We start from the raw sequence: 26,604 nt of genomic DNA on the forward strand, positions 1-26,604 counted from the left end.
AATCAGAACACTTAAATCAGTGTTAAAACATCATTGGAATAGCTGAAGATTCATTAATTTTCAGCTGTTCTTTTACATATATATCCGCTTCATAATGGTATATTGTAACCGTCATGCACTTAACACAAAATCAAATCAATGGGAGTTTATCAATTTCAACGCGAACAATTTTTTAATCAACCCGTAGATGTTTTATGGGAATTTATCTCGAATCCTAAAAATCTAAAAACCATCACGCCAGATTATATGGGGTTTGACATCACTACTAAAAATTTACCCGACGCCATGTACGAAGGGATGATTATTAACTACAAGGTTTCTCCTGTTTTGGGAATAAAAACCACCTGGGTCACAGAAATAACACACGTAAAACATAAGCAGTATTTTGTAGACGAACAGCGCGTAGGACCTTATAAATTATGGCATCATCAGCATTTTTTAGAAGCAACAGAAGGCGGAACTTTAATGAAGGACATTGTAACCTATCAGCCTCCTTTTGGATTTTTAGGAAATATCGCAAACAGCTTCATGATTAAAAACAAACTCGAAGAAATTTTTAAATATCGTAACACGATTTTAAACGAATTATTCGGAAAGTAATCCGTTTACTATCTGTATTTAAAACGATTATCACATTTAGATATTTATAAATTAGCACCATTTAATAGCGTCCACAATAATGCCAATAATCGAGAAATCCGAATATAATACACCGTCATTAATACATAGAAACCCACATTTTTCTACTATTTATGCTGCTAAAATAAAGCAAGTTTCCCCTCCAGATTATAACACTGAAACTTTAGAATTAAGTGATGGCGATTTTCTTAATATCGACTATATTATAAAAGGACAGGACAAAGCCCTTATTTTATGTCATGGTTTAGAAGGCGATTCTAGAAGAACCTATAACAATAGCTGTGCGAATTATTTTGCTGCACAGGATTTTTCTGTATTTGCTTGGAATAATAGAACCTGTGGCGGACGGATGAACCGCTTACCAAAAATGTATCATCATGGTTCTATAGACGATTTGGATGCCGTTGTACAATTTGCTTTTAGTCAAGGTATGAAGTCCGTTTACCTGATTGGATATTCTATGGGTGGTGCACAAGTTTTAAATTATTTAGGAAAAGGTGAAACAGATCCGCGAATAAAAGCCGCTGTTGCCGTGTCTGCTCCTACGCATATAAAAACATGTTCAGAAACCTTAAAAATGGGTTTCAATAAAGTGTATTTAAATAATTTTAAAAAGGAAATAATAAATAAGCTGAAGCAAAAAGTGATTCAATTTCCTGAATTAGCGAATATCGATAAAATAAACGCTTTACATAGTTTCGATGAAATAGATGATTATTTTACAGCGCCAATGCACGGTTTTATTGATAAAGATGATTATTACGACCGCGTCTCTCCAGAGTTTGTATTACAAAACATTTCGACTCCCGTACTTATTTTTAATGCGTTGGATGATCCGTTTTTAGGCGACCGTTGCTATCCCATATCGCAAGCAAAAGAGAGTGATTATGTCTATTTAGAAATGCCTAAATATGGCGGACATTGTGCTTTTCCATTAAAGAATTCTTCTCAATCGTATGCAGAAATCCGAGCTCTAGAATTTTTCAGCAGTATATAAATCTGTTGTAAAATTTAATTCTGTGGCGTTCTGTAGTGAAGCAGAAATTAAAGGAAATACGCTAAAATTTAATTAATGCATAAGTATTCATTTGGTAAACAGTAAGTACACTCATCGCAGATAACCCCACTTTTACTTCTGGTAACAAATCCGCTTTGTTATACCCATTAGACGTCATAGACTGTCCACAAAGAAACACATCGACACCAATAGCAGAAAGAGATTTAATTAATTCTATATTCGGATTATCTACATTATATTTTTCTTTATAAACCGCTGAAGATAAGGCATCTTTTACCGCACCACCATGTAAAACAAGCGCAAGATGAATCTGTTCTTCTGGAATACCAGCCCTCACATGCATATTATAATAACGGTGCATACTAGAAATAACCCTGTTAGGAATACTTGCATCTACTTGTTTATTATCGATATCGAAAATAGCTTTTAGCTCCTGAGAAGCATCCGGCACAAAATCTAAATCGTTTACAGTAAACACGGCACCAACCGCATCGAAAACTGGCCCTGTCGTGGCTTTAACTTTTTGTCCGAAAGAAATATGCACTTGAGTTAAAAACAAGACTAGGAAAAAGAGGTACTGAAATTTATTTTGCATTTGTAATTATAATAAGAAATCGCGTATCACACAAGAGAAAACCTATAAAACAGTCTTGGACTAAAATGGCAATTATTTTAGCCCGAGACTGTTTGGTTATAAAAGAGATTAAAAAATAGAGACCGACTTAATATCGCGAATACCCGTTTAAAATAAGTAGTAGAATATAAATCCACCTATAATAGCTATAGCAAGAATAGAAGCCACAAAAGCAACTACAGCCTTAGGTTTTAGCATTGAAGACACTATAGCGATTTCTGGCAAACTAGCACCCGTACCACCAATTAATAAAGCCATGGCTGCTCCCATACTCATTCCTTTTCCGATTAATACACTTAATAATGGAATAGCCATTTCAATTCTAAGATATAAAGGCACACCAATTCCTGCTGCCAAAAATATAGCTAACGGATTATCGTTACCCAAGTACTTTTCTACAAAGGCATCAGGCACAAAAACCACCGAAACTGCACTAATTACAGCACCTATTAAGACATACGGCATAATACGTTTGAAAAGTGACCAAGCAAAATCTAGCGCCCCTCTTACCTTTTCATTTTTTACTTTAATAAATATAGATTTTGAATTTGATTCACAACTTGAAGCTTGAGTTTGACCAGAACACGACATTTCAGACACTGGAATAGCCGAACAATCGGAAATCAAAATCACAGGTTCCGTACGTTTTTCTTGAACCCCTCCTGAACAACTTTGCATGGTTGAAGGTTCTGCTGTACAAGGATTAACTTTTGGCTTAGTCCCCATAATTTTTACATGATTTACCAGAGATGTATTACCTACAATAGTTCCAAAGACTATAGCACCAATAAAAACGATAATAAAATAGACTGCCGCCACCTTAAAACCAAACACCGCAAAGACAAAAGCGACCACAACAAAATTTGCTAAAGGCGCCGACAATAAGAAAGAAAACACCATAGATAGAGGCGCTCCCATTTCGAGCATTCCCATAGAAACAGGTACCATAGAAGCACTACAAAAAGGTGTTGGTATCCCCAGAATCGCTCCCATTACACCACTATATTTCCCCGTTTTACTTAATCGTTTCTGTAATTTTTCTTGTGGTATGTACGCCCGTATAAAACCAGTTAAAACAGATACAAAGGCAATAATAAAGAACAATGCAACACTTACATGGATAAACTCGTCTAGTGCAATTTTTAAATTTTCTGACATTTTAAAATGAATTATAATTAATGATTAAACATTAACATATGCTAAATTTAGCATATGTTAGGTTGTAAAAAAAACCAATACGGCATTGGTTTTTAAATGTAGATTATAAGTTAAGAGTCACGCTCTAGAAGTCGTTGCTTACAACGCTCTATCTCTATAGTCATGTCTTTTTCGGAGATGGTACTTACTGCATTTTTTATATGCGACATAAATTCACTATCTGTAGATTTGATAAAATAATACACCCATTTCCCCTCTTTACTTTCGTCGATTATATCTGCTTTTTTTAATATTCTTAAATGGCGAGACACATTATATTGTGGTTCGTTTAAGACTTCTATTATTTCTGAAACACAGATTTTAGAATCCATATTAATTAATAACCAGATAATTTTAAGACGTGTAACTTCGGATAACGCTTTAAAAGTATTTAAACTGTTTTGCAAGTTGGGCTTCATTACTGTTTTAATTGAGTCAAAGTTTTAAAACATATGCTAATTTACGCATATATAATGCAAATGTAATTTTTTCCATTATAAAAGCAAATTTTTATTAAATAAAAAGAGATCTAAGGAGTTTTTGATTTTTAAAAAATGACTGAAATCTGTATCCCTTATTGGAAACAGGATTAAGAGAACATCAGATATAGCCCATTAATTTTTAAGACGGGTGAATAAATACTCGTATATTAAAAAGAACGTACATTGAGTTACTAAAAAGTAATCTTCAATTTCCAATTATTTTTTTAAATTAGTATACTCAAAAAATGAATCTCAATTAAATGGCTGCTTTCTCATTCAATCATATCGCACTTTCTGTAAAAGATGTTAACACATCTATTGCATTTTATCAAAAGGTACTTCAACTTGACGAAATTAAGAATACGGCTTCAGACTCCAAAACAAGATGGCTGTCACTTAATGAAGGGAAGCAACTTCATCTCATTCCACGGCCAGATTCTGAAATAAAAACAAATAAAGCCGTTCATTTTGCTTTAACCACATCCGATATGAATTCTTTTGTAAAGTATCTAAAAGAATTAAATATTGATTATTCAGATTGGCGTGATACACCAAACAAAGATTACATACGAAAAGATGGGATTAGGCAAGTTTACTTTCAAGACCCTGATGGGTATTGGATTGAGATAAATGATGATATCTAATAAATTAATTTTGTTAATCGGTTTTCTTAATACTCTGAACACCTAACATAAAATGTTTCCTCACAAAATACAAATGTAAATTTATCACCTTATAATACGGGTTTTACTATTAAAAATATGGTTTCAACAAACTGCATGTAGCTCATAAATAAGTTAGAACCAATATTTGATAAAAAATGAACACCATTAGAAAGCGACTGACTTTATTTATTGAAAAATCAAGTGAGAATATTGAAAAAATCAGAGCAACCTATAATCCCGAACAATTTCATTTAATTCCTTGTCATATTACCCTTTGTCGTGAGAACGAAATAGAGCCTATTTCCAAAATAATTGAACGTATTACCTCTATAAATCTAGAAAAACCACTCCGCATTGCATTAAACGGACCAGAACGATTTGCAAATGGACGCGGTGTTTTTTTACCTACAACCAATAAAAACACAGAGTTTAAGGCATTAAGAGAACGCATTTTAGGAATACCTTTAATACGTGAGCAACAACCTCACGTCACACTCATGCATCCTAGAAATTCGACCTGTACCGAAGCCATTTTTACAGAAATTAAAAAACAAGATTTACCCACTGAATTGTTTTTCAATAAAATAAGTTTAATTGAACAAATAAATAATGGAAAATGGAAGGTGGTAGATGAATATGCTATCGTAAATAATAACCTTACCAAAGATTAGCACACCTAATTTTGAGTATCAATTATTAAAAAAACACGGACGTTTACTTTAAATTCATACTCCAATTTAAAGTAAATACATCATCTTAGCTATAACTACAAGTCTGATTTACTTCCCTCCTACTCAAATGCAATGCCATATAGGAAAATACTATATTTTCTTCTTAGGATTATATTTACGCAAAATTTAAAAAAAATTGGTTAACTGAATTTATACTTGTATTATAATTACTACGAAATATCAATCAGAGATGTCTTCATTGTAAGTTAACGCATACTCCCAATGGCGGTTTCCATTTGTACTTGAGCCATATCCATTATGTGTTCATTATTTTTTGGATTCAATACAGATAATTCTGTACACCCTAGAACCACAGGATATTTGGCAGCATATCGAGCGATAAGCTTATGGAATTTCTCGACCAGTGTAGCTGTTTCTGTTCCCTTATAAACCTCTTTTCTTACAGTATCTATAAAAGCCATATCGTCTTCTGATAGTGAAATAACTTCTATAGTATTGGCTTTGAAATAAGAGCTAATATAATCGGATCTCATAGAATACAGCGAACCAAACAATACGATTTTACCCCAATTATTTTGTTTTAATTTAGAGACCGTTAAATGAAGTGGATGAAGGACTTCGGAATCATTATGCAATCGGTCTACCGTTTCATGAAGCGTAATATTAGGAATAATTATAGCATTGGGTTTAAATGATTCCATGTCTCTTAAATATCCCTCTACTAGACGATCTAATGTCTCTGAAGTATTAGGTAGTAATGAATTTACATCATTAAAATCTACATTAAATACGACTAACGGACAGGTACTATACTCACCATTTTCTTTATTATATAAATCATTTAATACACTTAGATAATATGTAGTCGTTCGGCTTCCGAGACCTAAAAGTACTAGATTATTGTTAATCATAATTAATATCTCGTTAGTATATAATCTGCGAAATATGCTTTATTATCCATGATTTTAGTATCTAACTTAAAATCGGTATTCAAGATAATTTTAGATATAAGTACATCATTATATTTCCTAGAAACTTCGGTTTGTATTTTTTCACCTTTTTCAAAATGAAACGATTTGCCAATGGCTTTAACCGCTACTGTTTGATCACTTTTACTTTCAATAAAACTAATGGCAATACCTTCTTTTTCATTATATTCTGGAGAATGTTTAAACTGACTTAAATCAAAATTAGCATCCAATTGCGTATTTATTCTTTCTAAGACATTAATATTAAATGCTGCCGTTACGCCTTTGCTATCGTCGTAAGCTGGCAATACAATATCTTTAGATTTTATTAAATCTACACCTAATAAAAGTTTATCTCCTGGCGCTAAATTTGCGCCTAATTTAGAAATAAATGCGGATGCCAAATCATCTGTCATATTACCAATATTAGACCCTAAAAACAATATGATTTTAGGTTTCTTACTCATTTTTAAAGCATCCAATACTTTGAAATAATCACCTTGTTTTGTTTTTACCGATACATTTGGCAAGACTTCATTAAGGTCTTTCTCGAGCAGATCTAAGGCATTAGAAGAAATATCTATTGGAAAATAATCAAATTTAAAATTATTTGTATCTAAAGACTTTAGTAATTCTTTTGTTTTTAAACCATCCCCTGCACCGAGTTCAATTAATTCAAAATAAGAATCTGCTTGCAAATCCATCGCTTTAATTAATTGGTCTGTTTTATTCTTAAAAATATCCAACTCACTACGCGTTAAATAATATTCTGGCAAATTCATGATTTCTTGAAACAGAGCATCTCCCTTTTTATCATAAAAATACATCGAAGGTATTGTTTTGGGATTTTCTTGGAGTCCGTTTTCGATATCCGTCTTAAACTGTTCTAAATCATCACAGATTACGTTCTCCTGTGCTACTTCCTTATTTTTAACTATTTCTATCATCTATTTTGCTAATCTTATTCCCGTAAATTGCCATCTTTCGGTAGGGTTAAAAAAATTACGATAAGTATCGCGGCTATGGTTTGGAGACGTGGCAACAGAAGCACCTCTAAGTACCATCTTATTACTCATAAATTTCCCGTTGTATTCACCAAGTGCACCATTCTCTTTTTGAAAATTAGGATATGGTAAATATGCACTATTAGTCCACTCCCATCGTGTTCCCCAGTTCAAGGCTTTAGACGCGACTTCCCATTCAAATTCTGTGGGTAAACGCATGCCTTTCCATTCGGCAAATGCCTGGGCTTCGTAATAATTAATATGACTTAAAATCGCATTCTTATCTACTTTTTGTAAACCAGAAAGGGTGTAGTAATGCCATTCATCATCCATTTTATGCCAATACATAGGCGCGTTAATCTTATGGGTATTTACCCAAGTCCAACCTTCGTCTAACCACAAATTAAAGTCGGAATATGCACCAGACGCTATAAATTCTATATACTCACCGTTGGTAACTAATTGGTTTTGAATCTCAAAATCGTTAATATAAACCTTGTGAACACCTAACTCATTATCGTAACAAAATTCGGTTCCTTGATAACCAACTTCATAAACACCAGCTTGTATTTTTACACTTTCGGTATTTAAATTGTGGTCTTTAACCAAATTGTATTCGGTATTAAAAACCGGGAAAATGGGATTATGACCAAACATATATTTGACATCAGTAACTAGTAATTCCTGATGCTGTTGTTCATGATTTAATCCAAGCATTACTAATTCTATCAGTTTTTTGTCTGATACATCTAATAGCAACTCATGCATTTTAGCATCTACATATGTTCTGTATTCTAAAATTTCATCGGTGCTAGGACGAGACATATTTCCTCTATTAGATTGCAAAACCCTATCGCCTGCATTGTTATAATAACTATTAAAAAGGAAGTTAAAATGGGAATTAAATTCGGTGTAATTGTGTACATAGGCTTTAAGAATAAATGTTTCAAAAAACCAAGTTGTATGGGCTAAATGCCATTTTGGAGGACTTGCGAATTGCACGACCTGAATAGCATAATCTTCTATATGTAAATGATTGCAAAATTTGAGCGTTTGTTCTCTAACTAGTTTATAATTCATCAATACAGTCATATCTGCTAATACATTTTTATTTAATTAGTTAAAGATTCTAAAATCAAATGGGCTCATGCTAAATATACTTTCCTAAAGTTATAAAATTTTAACCTAAGCAAAATTAAAATATTATTAAGCGAGCATTAACGCAATCCATTCTTTTTCTAACCCTTCTGATTTTGTTCAACCTTTTCCATAGCTTTCTGTCTGACTGACCTTTTACAAGATCAGTCATCTTGAACAGTTTTTTTATAAATTAAAAACCTGAAGAGTCTTTGCCATTTTGGTTTACTACCACATATTGGTCGCGCTATGACTTGAATCCTTATTTAATTAATAAATAAAATATAAAATTATAGCCGTATGATTTGGGTATTGAATGCGTAACGGATAGCATCTAAAAAGTATTTAGAGGCTTCAAATTACTAGTTAATTTCTTTAGGTATATTGGTTAGGACACGTCTAAATAGGATACAAAAAAAATCGAAACACAAGAACGTAACTCTTTTATTTTCAATAGATTTAACTCTCTATTAGACTTCTAATTGATATTTGGATAATCTTAACTCGACCATAAAAGATCTTAATTTTTTGGACACTTCCTGAAGCTCATCTGTCATAGAAAACACTTTGGGATCTCCTACAATAATTAATTTATGTTTGGCTCGAGATAAAGCTACATTTAATAGACGTTCTCCCTGAATTCCTTTATAAAGTCGGCCAATATTTTTTTCACTATTATCTACAATATCATAAATAATCATATCAAAACCCGAACCTTGAAAAGAATGGATGGTTCCTATTTTAACACGATCTAATTGCTCATCCGATAACAAATCAATCAATAGCCGTTTTATGTAAGTAACTTGACCATTATAAGGCGTAATGACGCCAACATTTATTATGCTGTTTCCACTAATAATTTCCGTAACCAATTTGGCTATAAGTTGTCCTGTTTTGGCATTTACTCGCGATCTTCCTGCGGTAGATTTCACAACCGAACCTTGTCTAGGCGCTACAGGTATAAAATAATATGGAGAACTGATTGTTTGATTAAGCAGTTTTAAATGTTCAAATTCTGGAGTATAATGAGTGGTTAGTTTTCCGTTATAAAAGCGATCATTTATAAATTCACAAATCTCAGGATGCATCCGTCTTTGCTCGGTTAACATTACCTGTATATCCTCTTCATAGTTGTTTTCATCCTTAAAATAATCAAAAACATCCTTATTAAACCAATTATTAACAGCCTCTGTTTTCCCAATACTTATGGGGCCGAGTTGTTTAAAATCGCCTGCAACTACAAATTTATCTTTTGTAAAACTTGCCATGCTTAACGTCTGTACTAATGGCATCATACCAACCTCATCGACAACAACAAGATCAAATTTTTCATTTTCGAAACTATCTCCGATAAAACATTGAGCGGCTGTTGTAAATACCAATTGAGATTCGCCAATCCGCTTTTGATTGCTCTGTTTAATCTCATTTTTTAAAAGCACTTGTCTATTTCTAAGCAGTGCTTTTTCTTCTAAGTCTTGGTTCTTTTGTGCTCTTAAAAGTTTAAGCACATTACCATATTCTTCACGAAGATTATCGACTAAATCTTTATCTGGATATAACCGATTATCATTAACTATTTCGGGCAAAACAGGATATCCAAATCTTAATATTTTTTTATTATTGATTAAGGTTTTGGAAATACTATTATAGGTATCAAATTCTTTTATAATATCTTGACCAAGAATGTCTATAGACACATTAGATATACCAACGGCTAAAACACGAAGTCCTAAGCAACATGCTTTAGTAATTATTTTTGATAAGGTGTAGGTTTTACCTGTACCTGGAGGTCCCCAAATAAAGGTTACGTTTTGAGAAAACACACGTTCTACAGCCTCTTTTTGAGATGTGTTTAAACCAGGATAATGACTATCTGTTTTGTGAATACTATGGCGCAGAAAATCTTTCCTATAAAATAGCTTATGTGTTAGACTTGTCTCGTCTGTATTCGCAATATTAAACCGTCTTTTAATATCCTTTAAAAAATTTATAGGCTTTGGTTTAAATTGGAATTTTGAATTTAAGTGTTCCGCAGACAATTCATACGAGACTCTAAAAATCATAGAAGAGTTCTTTCTGTAATACGCTAAAAAGACACCTTGGATATTATGAGACTGAGAAACATCTTTCCACCATAAATTTATAGGAACCCCTTCTTGACTAGGAGTAGCCACACCATCGGGTAACGATATTTGGGCTTCGTATAAAAATCCGAAATTTGAATTTGATATGCTCTTATTAACTTTAGCAATAATCCATAACTTTGCATGATCGTCTTCAATAGCGTATTCTTCATCGGTAAAGGCTTTTAAAACCTCTTGAGCATTATGGTTTACTAAACCAAACCACGACGGAAAATCTCTCAAGATTTTATCCCATTTTGGAAGAAATAAATACCGTCGTACACGATCAAAATAGACACTGTATTCTTCTAATGCGTTTTCAACAAGCTCTACTTCAAAATTATGCTTGTACAAAACATTTACAAGTTGCTTTTCATTATACGCATGTTGTTGATGATCTTTTTCATACCACTTCTTTACTATTTTCTCAAAAACTACTTCCATTACAAATACGCCTTTACATCTCAACTATTCGGTTTAAAATCTAATCTTATTTTTACTTTTTAAGTCCTAAACTGAGAGCGTTTAAATATATAAAAAGCTAATAAAATAATGGTTTTATAACAGATAATAGTTATAACGTAAAGGCGTATTAATTTGAATGATTTTTTTTAACAGAACGTGAGCTCTTTTTTAATAGTTAGCATATTTCCGCACTTTAAAAATTTCAGACTTTTTATTTGTCGTTTCTGGCGTAAAATCCCAAACCTCATCTCCGATATCTGTAACCTCAATAAAACGTCCTTCTACTCCAGAACAAATTAAGGTATTCCCAGACTCCAATCGTTGTGCTCCTGAAATATGATCGGAATAAAAGGTATTTGAATACGACCAAACCACTTCATCCGTCAGTGTGATTTCTAAAACAGCAGATGTATTTGTATCTGCTTCATTATTAAAAACAAGGAGGTTTCCATTATCCAAAAAGGTCGCATCATGTTGTCCTGATAAAGCACCAGAAGCCGTAATAGTTTGCGTAATGCTTTTACTGTCTTTATTAACAACATACAGTGTATTCTGACCTCTTGAACTTATAAGAATGTTCCCGTCTTTATAGTCAACCGAATTAAAATGTAAATAGTCTGCTTTGTTATTGTTTACGGGAAAAATATTTCCGTCATCCATTGCACTCCATTCCCAAAGAATAGCGTTATCAGTTTTATCAATTATAACCACAACTTCGTTCCAGTAATCAGACTCATTATATTCGCGAAGTTGCCAAGTTAGTGCAATGATAGTAGTATCATCTATTTGTTTAAAATCATGATGAAACGTTGCTTCGTCGCTAGCTTTTTCTATCGACCAAACCACTTGACTGTCGTCGTCTAATTCTTCTATCCTGCCGGCAACTAAACCTCCTGTAGCAAATGAACCATTATTTACAAGTGGGGATTTCCCTAAACGTAATAAAGTCTTGTTTTCCGACAAATAACTACCTCCCGAAGCAGTGTAATCTGACGACCACGTTTTTACATCTACTCCCAAAGAATCGATAAGATGCGTTGTACTGTCTCCAATATAGGAATACAGCACATAACCGTCCATTATACTCGATGATGATTCCGTATCAGTATCGGTTTCAGTAGGTCCTACCTCATCCGATTCGCAGGCGCTCACTGAAAACAGCAATACAAGTAATAATGATATATTAAAGCAGTTGATTTTCATTGGTATCTTTTTTAAAATGTTTTAGTATTAAGTCCTGTTGATGTCAAATATATTCCTGAATCACACTCTAATGTACTCTGGAGCTGAATCTAGTTCAGTATAAACTGAACTTTGAAAATTTCATCTTCATTTTCCTTCTTCAGGTATTCATTTTTTCTTGATGAAAAACGAATCAAAAAATCAATTGAATCTACAAGTAACATCTTATTAATTAACGTCTCTCACACATCTTATAAAGTTATACACCTTACGAATATCGCCTTGCGGACCAAATGTATCTGGAAAATCATCTGTACTACCCGCTTTAGGATCGTTACGCTGTGCTCCCGCTCCATGCACATCTAATAACTGACCATTCATTAGACCTTCGGCTTCCCCGAAACAAAAATACACCGCATCTGTATAAGGTGTTGGTCCATCCTGTAATGGTGAGCTAGACCAATAATAACCAAATTGTCCAGGATTACCATTGTAATCTAAAATTGAAGTACACGTAAATAAAGGATCGATCGCAGGAGAATTTGTAGTTTGTGGCGATCGTGTGTAATCCACTATACTTTGTAGTTCTTTTGCATTTGGCATTCTCCAGTCGCTATGATCTCCAAGAGTTAATGATTCTGCATACTCTAAGGCATTTTCCCAGTCGTAGTTTTCACCATTATCTACTTGTTGCCACATTAATCCTGTAGCGTGGTCTGTAATTGTTCCGTCTCCATTATCGGTAAAATCGTTTTCACCATAAGCTGTGTTTCCTCTTACCATTCTAAAGTACATGGTGTTTGGAGCGCCGGTAGCTGGGCTGTATTTAGGATAGCCTTTCAAACGTCCGTCGACAAAGTTATACCCAAAAACGGCTTCATCTCCATTCATTACGCGTCCAACATATTCTGTGATTGACCATGTTTGTCCGTCGATTTCTCGTTCTCCTATAGACTCATCACCAATAGGTTGGTCGAAATAATTTATATCGATAAACATATCTACAGCGTCATCCCCGAAACAACGCCCAGTAAAATTAGATAACGAATACAATTCTTTTATTGTAGGTATTCTCCAATCTGAATATTCTCCTAAATTGAACGTTTCAACTAATGCAACAGCATCGGCATACGACATTTTATCGCCCATATTTTGTTGCCACATTAATCCCGTAACATTATCGGTCACTGTTCCATCGCCGTTATCGGTATACGATGGCTCATTCCCCGTATACGTAGCATCTTGGCCATAAAAGGCATCGCCAGCACTAGGTGCAGATATTATGGCATCGTTATCATAAAAATCTAAGACACCTGTATCTACAATCTCGTAACTCAATCCTGTAAATTCGATATCTCCGCCATCTACTTCACCATCATCAGTGGTATCGATAGTATCGTCTCCACAAGATATCATGGAAAAAATAGTAATTAGGCTTATTGTTGTTTTTAAATATTTGAAATTCATTTTGTTTTGTATTATGTTATTGATAATTCAAAGGTCAATAATAACTGTGTTTAATAAAAAAGCTATCAATGGAATCGTGCATTTAATCAATGAAAAAAGCATCAGACTAACCCGCTTCATCTTAGATAAGCGTTAGCGACATTTACATCTCGATTGTACGTACGCTTCTCACGTAATTATAGACGTAGCGCACATCGCCTTGAGGTCCGAAATACGTTGGATATTTATTTTTATTACCGCTTTTTGGATCACTTCTTTGACATCCCGCACCATGTACATCCATAAGCTGATTTCTCATTTTCCCTTGACCTTCACCAAAGGCAATATACACAGCACTAGAAGTTGGATTTACACCATCTAAATGCGTGGTACTGGTCCAAAAAAACGGATATTGTCCAGAGTTCCCTTCTGGGTCTTTAATTTCTGAAGTTGAAAATATAGGATTTATAGCTGGTGAATTTGTGGTTTGTGGCGATCTAGAATAATCTACTATACTTTGCAATTCTTTGGCATTTGGCAAACGCCAATCGGTATGACCAGCAAGTTCTAAATCTTCAGAATAAGCTAAAGACGTTTCCCAATCACGACCTTTACCATCATCTGCTTTTTGCCACATTAAGCCTGTTGCGTAATCACTCACGGTACCATCTCCATTATCTATAAAGTTGTTTTTTCCGTAGTCCGTGTTTCCTCTAACCATTCTAAAATACATGGTATTCTCACTATTTTTTCGTTTATTAAATTTCGGATAGCCTTTTATACGCCCGTCAATAAAATTAACTCCGAAAATGGTTTTATCGCCGTTCATTGTCAGACCTACATATTCCGTAGACGACCACGTTTGCGCATCTATTTCACGTTCTCCAATAGTGGTATCTCCTAATAACTGATTGAAATAATCAGTATCTATAAATAATTTCCCAGACTTAGCGCCTTTTACCTGACCAGTAAATAGCATTAGAGAATAAAGCTCTTTAATTGTTGGCACTCGCCAGTCTGAATGTCCACCCAAATTAGATTCTTGGGCTTTAGAAAAGGAAGCTTCATAAGACATTTTTTCGCCCATATCTTTCTCCCACATTAAACCTGTTATATTATCGGTAATTGTACCATCGCCATTATCTGTATACGACGGTTTATTTCCTGTATAAGTAGCATCTTGACCATAGAAATCGTCGCCACCATGCGGTGCAGAAATGACATTATCATTACTATAAAATTCAGTTACTCCAGTATCTACTATCGGATATGTTATTTGTCCTACTGCCGAATACCATACCGTAATACACATGCCTAACGTAACTAATGTATTTTTTATCCTTTTTTCCATAATTATAAACTTAAAATTTAACTTATGTAAAGGTCTACTTTTAACTATTTGAAAACGAAGAGAATCAATAGAAGGCGGGTTTCATTCAACGGAATTCATGAATACAAGACTATATTATAATCGTCACCCTGAATAAGCTTCAAGGTCTCACATATAACTTAATTAGTTTACACAATAATGTGGTGCTAAAATGAATTCAGCATGACGGCATTAAGGTCTAATGAATATGTTAGTCAATTGAAATTTTAACTAAAAAAATTATTATTCAGGAAGGTTTTAAATGCGTCCTGATACGTATCACTAACCACAATAAACTCTTTTGTGCTGTAAATAATTCTATTTCGCTCTACAGTCACGATATGATTTAGGTTAACTATAAAAGAACGGTGAATGCGCATAAAATGTTCTTTAGGTAAAACATCTTCTATATTTTTAAGACGAAGTAAAGTCTTAACTGGTTCGCCGTTTATTAAGTTTATAGACACATATTCTTTCTGAGCTTCAATATATTTAATGTCATTAAAATTGATTCGAATATGTTGCTGACCCGATTTTATAAACAAAAACTCGTCATTCTTTTTCACTTCGGTTACAAACTGTCGCTCCTTAGTTATGGTTTCTGATGCTTTATTAGAAGCCATTAAAAAATCTACATATTCTATCGGTTTCAATAAATAATCTATTGCGTTTACTTTATAGCCTTCAATTGCATATTCGCTATACGCCGTGGTAAAAATAATGCGAGGCGGATGTTCTAAAGTTTTCGCTAATTCCAATCCGTTTAAATCGGCCATATGAATATCTAGAAAGAGTAAGTCCACAGGATTTTCCTTAAGAAAATCACTAACACCTAATGCATTTGTAAATTTTCCTTTAAGTTCAAGAAAAGGCGTTTGTTCTATATAAGACACTATTTGTCTAAGTGCCAAGGGTTCGTCGTCTACAGCGATGCACGTTATCATATCGGTATTTTTATGGTTGAATTATACACGTTTTCAATTTCGGAATATGTAAACGTAAAGTTATTATTATATAATAACTTTAAACGTTTTTCTGTATTTTGAATGCCTATTCCTGAGGATTCTGAGGTCTTAAATTTCTCGTGCACACTATTCTGAATTGTACATTCAAGTTCATTTTCATGAATTAATAGATTGATATACACAAACGATTTCTGCTCGTAGCTAATGCCATATTTAAAGGCATTTTCTAGAATATTAGTAAATAATAAAGGTGGAATAGAAATATTAGGCGGATTTTCAGGTAGATTCAGTTGAATCTTCACATCTTCATGAAAGCGCAATTTCATAAGTTCCACGTAACTCGCTATAAACTTAATTTCTTTGGTTAATGGTATTGGTTTATCGTTAGATTCATATAACAAATAACGCATTAAAACAGATAATTTTGCAATGGAACTTTTCGCTTCCTTGGTATCAAAATCAATTAAAGCGTGAATATTATTAAGCGTATTCATTAAAAAATGAGGACTGACTTGATTGCGTAAAAAGGCTAATTCGTTTTTAATACTTTCTTTCTCGACTTCTGCTTTTTGCTGTTGGCTTTCTGCCCATTTTACAGAGAGTTTCATTCCCGTATCAAAACCAACCAATAAGATAGATAACAAAATTAAATTTACATACGGCGGATACGTTCCTGCTCCTCCTTGTCGTTCTAAACCGTCCTGTGGATTCCCTGCTTTATTTGAATTTGGAAATTGAAGTCCGACGTGTTTTTGTATCTGATTTCTATTCTGAGAAGGCATGTCGTTTCTAAGAGAAATTGATCCCATTACTGTCAGTCCAATAACAACTATTACGGAGGCTATGTATGCGATTTTCTTATTCTTAAAGAGTAGAAAAGGTGTTAAGATGAACCGATTTACACAGAAGATAATTAATAAAGGTAAGTAATCAGTCCAAACACTAAAGATGACGTTCCAACGTACAGTATGACTATTTATCCATTGATAAAACACCGGTAAAACAAACAATAATATCCAAAATAGAAAGATAAAAGTAGACTCAAAAAATCGAGAACCTTGTGTATTTAATACAGTTTTATTCATTTAGATACGTTTAAGCTAAAGCCAATTGGTAATAAACCAAAGGTGCTATTTCTATTTATAGTATTCAAATATTATCAATAGAAAGTGGGTTTGAATCAATGAAAAATCGAAAAATACCAATTAAAACTAAGAGTTCGCATATTTTTATGTCCGATCCCTTATCATTACTACAAATCGTTATATTTGGATTCTCACTAAACACAATCCACTTACATGCCTAAAAAAATACTCTTAAGCTTATTATTAATAACCAGCTTTTTCGTGACTAAAGCACAAGACAATAATGCATCTGCACTTAATATAAAACAAATTATGCAAGGCGATAATTTTATTGGTCATTTACCCTCTAATGTACACTGGGCAGAACATGGCAACACAATTTATTTTGATTGGAATCCGAATCATGCATTTAGTGATTCTCTATATGCATTCAATACGAATACCAAAGATATTAAAAAGGTGTCTTTTGATGCCACTTTAGAATTGCCTTCCTCTCGAGGAACGTTTAACAGTAATAAATCTAAGAAAATATACAGTAAGCATGGCGATGTATTTTTAATGGATATTCCTTCAGAAAAAATCACACAAATTACCAATACACAAGCGTACGAAAGTCAACCTCATTTCACCTCCAACGAAAAACAAATCGCTTATATCCAGAATAACAATTTATATACTTGGGATATTGATTCTGGTGTAACCGAGCAAATTACCAACTTCACCTCTAAAAAGGATAAAGAAGATAAACGCAGTGAAAAGGATGAATGGTTATATCAAGATCAACTTGATCTATTTGATGTCTTAAAAACACGTAAAGCGAAGCAAGACCAACAGGACCTTTTAAATGACAAAGCAGATCTAAAAAAGCCGCTTCCTATTTACACAGACGGCAAATCTATTTCTAATTTGCAAATAAGTCCGAATGGAAAATACGTGACGTATTTAACTGTAAAAAGAAAAAAAAACAAAGGTACCATTACCCCACATTATGTAACGGAATCTGGTTATACCGAAGATCAGAATACACGTTCTAAAGTTGGAGACACACCAGATACTTATGAGTTACAGGTGTACGATATTGCGAACAGAAAAACGTATCCTGTAATTTTAGATAATCTGGAAGGCTTAGATTACATTCCTGAATACACAAAAGAATATCCAGATAAAGACTATATAAACGACAATAGAATTGGATATATAAGCGGTCCGATTTGGAATACAGATGGTAGCAAAGCTATTTTAAACATTAATGCAAACGATTATAAAGACCGTTGGATAGTGTTATTAAATGCTGAAGATGGAACAATTACAAATTTAAATAATCAACATAATGAAGCTTGGATTGCAGGTCCTGGAATAGGCGGATACGGTAGTGGTGAATTGGGTTGGATGCCAGACCAGAAAAGCATTTGGTTTCAATCGGAAGCTACTGGATATTCTCATTTATATTCTTTAAACATTTCCTCTAAAAAGGCAAAAGCACTGACTTCTGGCGATTTCGAAATTTACGATCCGTTTATTTCAAACGATAAAAAGCATTGGTATTTTACAGCCAATAAAAATCATCCTGGGGACCGTCAGTTTTACAGTATGCCAATTAATGGTGGAAAATTAAAACAACTTACCTATATAGCTGGAGGAAACGCTGTTACACTATCTCCAGATGAAACACAAATGGCAATCCTGTACTCCTATTCTAACAAACCCACAGAATTATTTCTAAAGGCTAATCCGTTATTTAGTAAAACAGACACAAAAGCCACGCAAATTACAAACTCTACGACCGAGGACTTTAATGCTTATCCATGGCGGGCGCCAGAAATGATTACGTTTACTGCTGCCGATGGTGCAGAAGTGCACGCCCGACTTTACAATCCGGATGCCAAGGTAAAAAACAAAGCTGCTGTTATTTTTGTACATGGTGCGGGATACCTTCAAAATGCGCATCAATGGTGGAGCGTGTACTACCGCGAATATATGTTTCATAATTTATTAGTAGATAATGGGTATACAGTTTTAGATATCGATTATCGCGGTAGCGCAGGTTACGGTAGTGCATGGCGCACAGGAATTTACCGCCATATGGGAGGAAAAGATCTGAGTGACCAAGTCGATGGTGCTGCCTATTTAGTTAAAGAATTAGGAATTGACAAAGAGAAAGTCGGTATTTACGGTGGCTCTTATGGCGGATTTATAACATTAATGGGTATGTTTAACGAACCTGAAACTTTTGCTGCAGGAGCAGCCATTCGCTCTGTAGGAGATTGGGCCGCATACAATCATGGTTATACGGCTCGCATTTTAAATACACCTGTAACAGATAGTCTGGCTTACCGCAAAAGTTCGCCTATTTACTTTGCCGACGGATTGAAAGGTGATTTATTAATACTTCATGGGATGGTAGACGATAATGTGCATTTTCAAGACATGGTACGTGTATCGCAGCGTCTCATTGAATTGGGTAAAACAAATTGGGAAATGGCCGTTTATCCAGTAGAGAGACATGGTTTTGTAGAACCTAGTAGTTGGACAGACGAGTATAATAGAATATTTAAATTATTTAATAAAAGTTTACTTCAAATAAAAGATTAAAGCGCATGCTCAACATAAAAGTAAGTGTATTTGCTAGCCTCACCTCTCAACTAAAAAAATACAATCTCGAATAATACTATATTTTATTGAGCTAAAAATGAAATGTTTTCAGTCAACCAGACTCTTATAATTCAGATACTTTAGCGTTAAGAACAAAAATAGAATACTCTATTATATATGTATTTATAAGTACATAATTATAACAGTTTTCTATCTAACACTAAAAATCAGAATTTATGAAACCGACAACATTATTAGGAATAGGTAGTGCGTTAATGAGGAGTCGAAAGGCGAAAATGGTATTTGTAGCCATACAGCTAGGCTATTTGGCATATACTTATATTAAAGATAAACCAGAACAAAACGTAGAAGATCTAGTACAATAATCGCTTCAGCAGTTTTAAACTTTATATTAAAAGGGTGTTATATTTTACATATAACACCCTTATTTTTTGAGACTACTGAAAATATTAATTAGTATTTCATGAGGTTTAACATTAATATATCGCTTTTATATAAATCTATAATTTGTAATCGATAATAAGTATATCAGGTAAACATACATCATTATTCTGAAGCAACTTCTGGACGACTACCTTTCTCTGCTTCGCCTTTTTCAATCATGTCTTCCACTTCTTCCTCTTCTTCTTTATCAAGAGAATCTAAGTCTTCTTTAAGCACATCGTCCTTTTCACTTATATAAAAATTGCAATAAAGCGGTAAATGGTCACTACCAACATATCTTAACGTTTTAAAATCTTGAATCACGATATGCGGGGAATGAAAGCATAAATCTATAGGAAATCGAAGTAATTTATATTTCGCATGATAGGTAGACACGAATCCGCGACCAATTCTAGGATCAATTAATTTTGATGTTTTTCGAAACAGGATTGAGGATTTTGCCCAAGCGACATTATTAAAATCACCTAGCACAATAACAGGACCTTCTGTATCTAAAATCTTTTTACCTAATGCCAGTAATTCACCATCGCGCTCTCTGGAGGTATCTTCTTCAGTAGGACTTGGTGGCGGTGGATGAATTCCAAAAAAAGTAAACCGCATATCATTCTCTAAACATATACGCGCCTCAATACTTGGTAAATCATCAGAAATAAAATGATGGAGCTTCAATGATTTTACGGGTAATTTAGTATAAAAATGCATTCCATATGTATTCTCCAAGGCCACTTTCTTGTAGTTCGGATAGTCACTTTCAATAGCCGATAATGCATCTTCCCACGCCTGATTAGATTCCATTGTCAATAAAATATCGGGCTTTACCTCTTTAACTAGTTGCAATAATTTATCGTACTTTTTATTAAACTGATACACATTAACCGATATAATCGATACAGATTGAGACGCCTTAGGTATATCACTTTTTTGTTTTTTCCCATATAGCGATGTATACGGAATCAAGACGATTAGATTATGAATTATAACTGATACAAGTAACAGTGCTGTAATTAAAAACAAGGTGCTTTTCTCCGAAACAAGTAGTGTTCCAGCAATAAGCGTTAACAACTGAATAATCATTAATTGTATTCTCCCAAATTCCCACACCCGAAACACCCAATGCTGATTAGGTAGTAATGGCAGTAAAGAGGTAAGAATACATATTCCTGAGAAAATATAAAAGGCTAACATCATGGATGGAGTTCGTTGTGGTTTTAATTAAAATCTAAGGCCTAAACATAAAATATACTATTCTATTATAATGTAAGGCAATCTATTCGTGACTAAATTAATAAATACAATCGGAATAATATTAAAAACAAAAGTGCAAAAATTTTTAAGGTTAACTATAATATGGATTGAGCAATCGGATACCACTATTCGGAAGTAATTTTATCCTATAACCATGTATAAAGGAATAATTTAAAAATCCACAATACAGCAAAAACAATAAAAATGGCAGAAATTAAAATAGAAAAGAAAAAGCCAATATGGCCATGGATCTTAGTCATCCTAATTATTTTGGGAATAATAATGTATGTAGTATACACGCCCACTAATGAAAACATGTATCCTGATGATACCAATACGTATAAAAACACAGATACAATTACCCCAAACCAAGAGTCCGCGTATCCTGTAACATCGGTAAACGACTCCGTGGTTAATTACGAGTCTAGTTCTACTTACTTAGTACAGTTACAAGAAAACTTAGATGATTCTACAGCAATTGGAACAGATTCTATACAAACTAGTAAGGCATTATATAATTTAGCCTACGCTACAGCGTCGAAAGCAGAAGAGTCTAACGTTTACGATTCGGAAGCTTTAAAGAATATAGAATCTCATCTAGAGAAACAATCTTCAACTGGCACGTCTCATATGGATATGGCGGCAACTACACAATTAGATTTTAAAACCATGAGTTCGGAAATAACGACTGTTATAGAAGACATTCAAAAGAATCATGCGCCTGAACTAATAGATGAAATGTCTAAATTAAAGAAAACATCAAACGCATTAAGCTCTAGCATGCCATGGTCTAAACAACAAAAAAATATTGAAGCATATTTTAGGCAAGCCCATGATATACTTATCAATATTCAATCTTAAAAACACAAATTATGAAAACAGACGAAAAGCACTTATACGATTTAAACGAATTATCCGATTATAAAATCTCTGAAGGTTATGCCGATATTAGAGGTTGGGATGTTTTAGACATTGATAATCGCGTTATTGGAAAAGTAGATAATCTTTTAGTAAATAAAGACGCTCAACGCGTGGTTTATATAGATGTGGATGTAGATCAATCTATTATCGATTCTAGTCACGATCCATATAGCACTTCATCAAATAAAGACTTAAGAGAATTTATTAACAAAGATGGAGAAAATCATATTATAATTCCAATAGGATTAATAGATATAAATTCTGAAGTTAAACATGTGTATACGCATACGGTTAATCACAGAACCTTCTCTAGTACGAAACGTTATCGTAAAGGAGAAAATATAGATAGAGCTTACGAAGTTCAAGTTTTAGATTCTTACGAACGCAATCTCGTACGTCAAAATTTAAAAGATGAATTGATGCCTAAAAGCACAGAAATTTTAGAAGATACGACTGTCGTTGAAGAAGCTCGTATTAGAGAAATTGTTCGTGAAGAAATTAGAAATTTTCATAATATAGGAACGTCTTATTTCTCAAAAGTTAAAGAAAATGACACCGATTTAGATTCGCAAACTTTTGAAAACAATCCGTACGACGGAGAAAGTTTTTACAATAGACACGAATTTGAAAACAATCCGTTTAAGAGCAGAGGTTCTAAAAGATAATCTTAAATATTATTACAAAAAAAAGCTCATTCTAAAATTAGAATGAGCTTTTTTAATATGTTTTAAATGGCTTAAAATCTATAATCAAATATTATTGTAATGCCACTCTCTTCTTATGTCTTCGTATTTTTATTTCCAATAAAATAAACGATAAACCAGCAAACACAGCGGCAAGAATCATCATTGCTTTTATTTGCGGCATTAAATCGGTAAGGTTCGCATGGTATAACATCAGCTTTCTTAAGCCTTCTAAAAAGTGTGTTAACGGAATTGTTTTAGCAAAGGCCACGACATAACCTGGCATTTGGCTAAGTGGCCACGTAAATCCGCTGACCACAAAACTAGGCGTTGCGATAACCATTAATACTTCGGTAGCTTTTAACTGACTAGGAATAGCGACACTAAACAGTACACCTAAAAAACTTACGGAAACGACCAAGGCCGTTATTAACGCCACAGCCGCTATTGGGTTAATATCAAATGGTATTCGGAATAGCGTAAACATACCACGAATAAGTGCTAAAATAACAACACCCATAATCCAAAACGGAATGGTTTTTAAAAACATGGCATTCACAATATTTTTAGCTTTTGGCATAAATTCTGTAAAAAACGTATGCTCTTCAAATTCACGAGCAAAACTAAGGGCTAAGGCCAACATAAATACTTGTTGCACGATGACACCTATCATCCCAGGCCACAAAAACTCCATATAATTAGCCGATGCATTAAAGAATTTTACGTAACTCACACCAAAAGATTCGTAGAGACTATTTGCAGTAATTGCTGGCACACCCTGCTTTTTTATACCTTCTATTTCAATACCAGCATTGAGTGTCCCTAATACAATTTGAATCGCTTTAGACGCATAATTAGCGGTAAGAATATTGGCAGTATTTACTTCTACTTGAACTTCTGGATGACGTTTTTGAATGATATCGGCTTCAAAATTTTCGGGTACTGTAATTATAGAGCTGTATTCCGTTTCGATAATTAAATGACGGATATTATTCTGATTATAGACCACATATGGAGTCACCACTTCATTATCGTCCAACATATCAATCAAATTATGACTCATAGGTGTGTTGTCTAAATCAATTACCAAAATGGGTAAATTATCGACTTTCCCTTTTTTGTAAACGGCACCAAATAATAATCCGTATGCTAATGGTGCACCTAGAAATATGGCCATAATTACCGAGTTGCTCGAAAACAAACGGAACTCTCTTTTAAGTAATGAAATCCAATTTTTCATATCTATTTTTTACGGTAATAATACAGTAATGTTAGCGTATAAGTCGTTAGCTGTTGTGCCTTCAGGAACTATTTTAAGTTCGTAAGTCGCTTCGCCTAATTCGTAATCTGGAAACGCAGAAGTAATATCGGCGTAATGTGTTAATTGCTTAATAGAAACTAATTTCCCTTGATACGATGTTTCTGTAAATGGTGATGAAACGGTAAAGGTCTCTCCTATTTTATAGTTATTTATTTTACTTTCTGGCACAGTAAACCTAAAGAAAGTACTATTAATTTGATACCCTGTAAAGATACCATAACCAGGTAGTGCTAACTCGCCATCCTTAAGTGCTATGGTTTCTATAGTCATATTTTGAGGCGCAATAATATAACGTTCCTTATAGGCTACATTGGCTTCCTGCAATGCACCTTGAGCGCGCTCATAACTTCCTAGAGCCATTTTTATTTTTTCATTTCTAACCCCTTTTTTAACCTCGTCGTACTTCGCTTTCACACCCACATATTGTGCTTTAGCACCTTGATATTTCATGTAAATTTCATCGTGACTTTGGTCAGATACCAAACTATCTTGATACATTGCGTTTACCCGGTTATATGATTTTTCGGCAAATTCATATTGTTCCGTCACAGCATCTAGCTTTGCACTAATTTGTGCCAATTGATCTGAAGATGCACCGTTTAAAGCTAAGTCATATTGTGCTCTTGCAGCATCCAAAGCCCCTTGTGCTTGTTGGCGCTTTGCCTCTACTTCGGGTACATCTAATAATGCTAAAGTATCGCCTTTATTTACTTGCGCACCTTCCTCGATATAATGTTCTAAAATCCGTCCTGGATATTTACTTACCACCGTAAGTGCGTTACGTTTTGCTTTACCTTTTACGCCTTCCATTTTGGTAGACGAATTACAAGCGGCTAACGAAACGATGGCAAGGCCTGCAATAATGATGTTTCTTGATTTCATAAGATTAAAGTTTGTCAATATGTAAGCTACCCGTAGCTTTAAGTAATTCCAATGCGCTATTTCTTTGATCGCAAACGGCGGTATAATATTCTAAAGTTGTAGTGGTATAATCCGATTGTGATTCTAAATAATCAGATACATCTACAATTCCATTTTTATATTCTTTATAACTAATCTCTAAAGATTCTTTGGACATTTGCAATTGTTTTTCTTTCAGTTTTGTTTGCGCTGAAAGATTAGAATATTGAGATACACAATTTCGATAATTCAACTCTAACAACTCCGCAACCTCTTCCTTTCGATTCTTGGTTTGTTCCACTTCCATCTTAATTTTCTGACGCTCGTCGCGCGTATGAAAACCATCAAAAATTTCCCACTTCATTCCTACACCTACCATATTTAGCGGATACCCACTAATTTCATTAAAACCTAATCCTGCGGTTTCCCCATTGGTTAGACCTATGTATTGATGAGAAGCAAAAGCTTGAACTTTTGGTAGATATCCATTAATTTCAGATTTATATTTGTACTCGCTAGCTAATACAGACTCATCGAGAGCCAGTAATTCCGGTCGATCTAAAAAGGTTTTGCCTGCCACTTCACTTTCTAAACGCATTTCAATATCCACTTCGATCGTTTTTAATTCGGAGACGTCTACACCTGTAAGTTGGTGAAGCTTTAAATACAATAACTCCTTAGCACCTTCAAATTCTAGTATTTTGGAGTCTATAGTTAATTGTGCTATTTCTATTTTCTGAAATTCATGCTTTGTAATTAACCCTAATCCTAATGCTTTAGTAGCCGTTTCACTTTCCTTTTCTAGACGTTTAGACTGAATATTTAACACTTTTTGTGTTTGTGCTAACAATGCTGTTTTGTCGTAAAGTGCTGCGATTTCACTAATAAGATCGGCTTCCTCCTGCGTAAACATATATTTCTGTGCCTCAATTTTATGAGACATGGCCTTAGAAAGATTTGTGGCTTTAAATCCTGTAAAAATAGTCCACTTAACTGTTAGCCCAGCGATCCACAGGTTGCCATCAAAATCTAATGTTTGATCTATAGCGGGAACAGTCACTGGAAATGCTGGGATAGTAAATACGGGTATTGCAGCATTGGTGGTTGGAAGCGAAATACCAGGAAACTCCAGATCTGCCGCTTGGGTATCTATATTAAACTTCCCTGCGGTGTAGGCGTATTTTCCATCGGCTTCTAAGGTGGGTAAAAACGTATTTTTTATTTGCGCTCTTGTTTTCTCGCTTTTCTCAATTTCGAGTTGCGCATTTTTTAACCCTACATTTTTAGTCATAGCCTTATAGACTAAGGATTGCAAACTCAACGAATCGCTTACCGTTTGTGAGCTCGCCAGTATAGGCACCCCAAACATACTCCAAAGCAATAACGCATGTATTTTATTTTTCATC

Annotated in this window: 24 protein-coding genes; 8 read left to right on the plus strand and 16 right to left on the minus strand. The window is 34.0% G+C overall.

Annotation, left to right across the window (positions count from 1 at the left end):
* Positions 1–138: 138 nt before the first annotated feature.
* Together ACFFVB_RS12055 and ACFFVB_RS12060 are read left to right on the plus strand one after the other, a co-directional pair.
* Complete coding sequence (locus ACFFVB_RS12055; RefSeq protein ID WP_382383110.1) at positions 139–600, plus strand: SRPBCC family protein; 462 nt, start codon at positions 139–141, stop codon at positions 598–600.
* Between the two features lie 79 nt (positions 601–679).
* Positions 680–1,636, plus strand: a complete 957-nt coding sequence (locus ACFFVB_RS12060) for a YheT family hydrolase (protein ID WP_382383112.1) — start codon at positions 680–682, stop codon at positions 1,634–1,636.
* 61 nt (positions 1,637–1,697) lie between these two features.
* Here the strand turns inward: ACFFVB_RS12060 and ACFFVB_RS12065 are convergent, their stop codons facing one another.
* The 3 genes from ACFFVB_RS12065 to ACFFVB_RS12075 form a co-directional block, all read right to left on the minus strand.
* Complete coding sequence (locus tag ACFFVB_RS12065) at positions 1,698–2,252, minus strand: DsrE family protein (protein ID WP_382383114.1); 555 nt, start codon at positions 2,250–2,252, stop codon at positions 1,698–1,700.
* Between the two features lie 147 nt (positions 2,253–2,399).
* Positions 2,400–3,449: a permease gene (locus ACFFVB_RS12070; RefSeq protein ID WP_382383116.1), complete on the minus strand. Its 1,050-nt coding sequence runs from the start codon at positions 3,447–3,449 to the stop codon at positions 2,400–2,402.
* 110 nt (positions 3,450–3,559) lie between these two features.
* Positions 3,560–3,907 carry an ArsR/SmtB family transcription factor gene (locus tag ACFFVB_RS12075; RefSeq protein ID WP_382383118.1) on the minus strand — a complete coding sequence of 116 codons (348 nt, stop codon included), beginning with the start codon at positions 3,905–3,907 and terminating at the stop codon, positions 3,560–3,562.
* Positions 3,908–4,230: 323 nt separating this feature from the next.
* On the opposite strand from ACFFVB_RS12075, the gene ACFFVB_RS12080 reads away from it, so the two are divergent.
* Together ACFFVB_RS12080 and ACFFVB_RS12085 are read left to right on the plus strand one after the other, a co-directional pair.
* Positions 4,231–4,614, plus strand: coding sequence for a VOC family protein (locus ACFFVB_RS12080; RefSeq protein WP_382383120.1), 384 nt, complete (start codon positions 4,231–4,233; stop codon positions 4,612–4,614).
* A 176-nt stretch (positions 4,615–4,790) separates the two neighbouring features.
* The gene (locus tag ACFFVB_RS12085) at positions 4,791–5,306 is read left to right on the plus strand and encodes a 2'-5' RNA ligase family protein (protein ID WP_382383121.1); all 516 of its coding nucleotides are present in this window, start codon (positions 4,791–4,793) and stop codon (positions 5,304–5,306) included.
* A gap of 266 nt (positions 5,307–5,572) precedes the next feature.
* On the opposite strand, the gene ACFFVB_RS12090 is transcribed toward ACFFVB_RS12085, so the two are convergent.
* The 9 genes from ACFFVB_RS12090 to ACFFVB_RS12130 all read right to left on the minus strand — a co-directional run bounded on the left by ACFFVB_RS12090 (position 5,573) and on the right by ACFFVB_RS12130 (position 17,071).
* Positions 5,573–6,238, minus strand: coding sequence for an aspartate/glutamate racemase family protein (locus tag ACFFVB_RS12090; protein ID WP_382383122.1), 666 nt, complete (start codon positions 6,236–6,238; stop codon positions 5,573–5,575).
* Positions 6,239–6,240: 2 nt separating this feature from the next.
* Positions 6,241–7,242: an L-histidine N(alpha)-methyltransferase gene (locus ACFFVB_RS12095; RefSeq protein ID WP_382383123.1), complete on the minus strand. Its 1,002-nt coding sequence runs from the start codon at positions 7,240–7,242 to the stop codon at positions 6,241–6,243.
* Positions 7,243–8,379, minus strand: coding sequence for an ergothioneine biosynthesis protein EgtB (egtB, locus tag ACFFVB_RS12100; protein ID WP_382383124.1), 1,137 nt, complete (start codon positions 8,377–8,379; stop codon positions 7,243–7,245). It abuts the gene before it with no gap.
* A 527-nt stretch (positions 8,380–8,906) separates the two neighbouring features.
* Positions 8,907–11,003, minus strand: coding sequence for an AAA domain-containing protein (locus tag ACFFVB_RS12105; RefSeq protein ID WP_382383125.1), 2,097 nt, complete (start codon positions 11,001–11,003; stop codon positions 8,907–8,909).
* Between the two features lie 189 nt (positions 11,004–11,192).
* Positions 11,193–12,227 carry an arylsulfotransferase family protein gene (locus tag ACFFVB_RS12110; RefSeq protein ID WP_382383126.1) on the minus strand — a complete coding sequence of 345 codons (1,035 nt, stop codon included), beginning with the start codon at positions 12,225–12,227 and terminating at the stop codon, positions 11,193–11,195.
* 207 nt (positions 12,228–12,434) lie between these two features.
* Positions 12,435–13,673 (minus strand): Lcl C-terminal domain-containing protein, encoded by a 1,239-nt coding sequence (locus tag ACFFVB_RS12115; protein WP_382383127.1) that lies wholly within the window; start codon positions 13,671–13,673, stop codon positions 12,435–12,437.
* Between the two features lie 142 nt (positions 13,674–13,815).
* Complete coding sequence (locus tag ACFFVB_RS12120; RefSeq protein ID WP_382383129.1) at positions 13,816–15,003, minus strand: Lcl C-terminal domain-containing protein; 1,188 nt, start codon at positions 15,001–15,003, stop codon at positions 13,816–13,818.
* Positions 15,004–15,248: 245 nt separating this feature from the next.
* Positions 15,249–15,965: a LytR/AlgR family response regulator transcription factor gene (locus ACFFVB_RS12125; protein ID WP_382383130.1), complete on the minus strand. Its 717-nt coding sequence runs from the start codon at positions 15,963–15,965 to the stop codon at positions 15,249–15,251.
* Positions 15,962–17,071 carry a sensor histidine kinase gene (locus ACFFVB_RS12130; protein ID WP_382383131.1) on the minus strand — a complete coding sequence of 370 codons (1,110 nt, stop codon included), beginning with the start codon at positions 17,069–17,071 and terminating at the stop codon, positions 15,962–15,964. Before ACFFVB_RS12130 ends, ACFFVB_RS12125 begins: the two co-directional genes overlap by 4 nt.
* A gap of 213 nt (positions 17,072–17,284) precedes the next feature.
* Between ACFFVB_RS12130 and ACFFVB_RS12135 the strand changes: the two genes are divergently transcribed.
* Both ACFFVB_RS12135 and ACFFVB_RS12140 read left to right on the plus strand, forming a co-directional pair.
* Positions 17,285–19,663, plus strand: coding sequence for a S9 family peptidase (locus ACFFVB_RS12135; protein WP_382383133.1), 2,379 nt, complete (start codon positions 17,285–17,287; stop codon positions 19,661–19,663).
* Positions 19,664–19,899: 236 nt separating this feature from the next.
* Positions 19,900–20,049: a hypothetical protein gene (locus ACFFVB_RS12140; RefSeq protein ID WP_382383135.1), complete on the plus strand. Its 150-nt coding sequence runs from the start codon at positions 19,900–19,902 to the stop codon at positions 20,047–20,049.
* 181 nt (positions 20,050–20,230) lie between these two features.
* On the opposite strand, the gene ACFFVB_RS12145 is transcribed toward ACFFVB_RS12140, so the two are convergent.
* Entirely contained in the window at positions 20,231–21,316 is a 1,086-nt protein-coding gene (locus tag ACFFVB_RS12145) for an endonuclease/exonuclease/phosphatase family protein (protein WP_382383136.1), read from the minus strand.
* 261 nt (positions 21,317–21,577) lie between these two features.
* Here ACFFVB_RS12145 and ACFFVB_RS12150 point away from each other — a divergent pair, with 261 nt between their 5' ends.
* Together ACFFVB_RS12150 and ACFFVB_RS12155 are read left to right on the plus strand one after the other, a co-directional pair.
* Positions 21,578–22,234, plus strand: a complete 657-nt coding sequence (locus ACFFVB_RS12150; RefSeq protein ID WP_382383137.1) for a hypothetical protein — start codon at positions 21,578–21,580, stop codon at positions 22,232–22,234.
* 11 nt (positions 22,235–22,245) lie between these two features.
* Positions 22,246–22,959, plus strand: coding sequence for a PRC-barrel domain-containing protein (locus tag ACFFVB_RS12155; RefSeq protein ID WP_382383138.1), 714 nt, complete (start codon positions 22,246–22,248; stop codon positions 22,957–22,959).
* A 91-nt stretch (positions 22,960–23,050) separates the two neighbouring features.
* Here ACFFVB_RS12155 and ACFFVB_RS12160 read toward each other — a convergent pair whose 3' ends face one another.
* Genes ACFFVB_RS12160 through ACFFVB_RS12170 form a run of 3 tightly spaced genes read right to left on the minus strand, consistent with a single transcriptional unit; the run spans position 23,051 to position 26,603 of the window.
* A complete protein-coding gene (locus tag ACFFVB_RS12160; RefSeq protein ID WP_382383139.1) occupies positions 23,051–24,217 on the minus strand; it encodes an ABC transporter permease in 1,167 nt (388 codons plus the stop codon).
* Positions 24,218–24,226: 9 nt separating this feature from the next.
* Complete coding sequence (locus ACFFVB_RS12165) at positions 24,227–25,180, minus strand: HlyD family secretion protein (RefSeq protein WP_382383140.1); 954 nt, start codon at positions 25,178–25,180, stop codon at positions 24,227–24,229.
* Between the two features lie 4 nt (positions 25,181–25,184).
* Positions 25,185–26,603, minus strand: a complete 1,419-nt coding sequence (locus ACFFVB_RS12170) for a TolC family protein (protein ID WP_382383142.1) — start codon at positions 26,601–26,603, stop codon at positions 25,185–25,187.
* Position 26,604 lies beyond the last annotated feature (1 nt).

The sequence above is a fragment of the Formosa undariae genome, from assembly GCF_042427615.1.
Taxonomy (GTDB): Bacteria; Bacteroidota; Bacteroidia; order Flavobacteriales; family Flavobacteriaceae; genus Formosa; species Formosa undariae.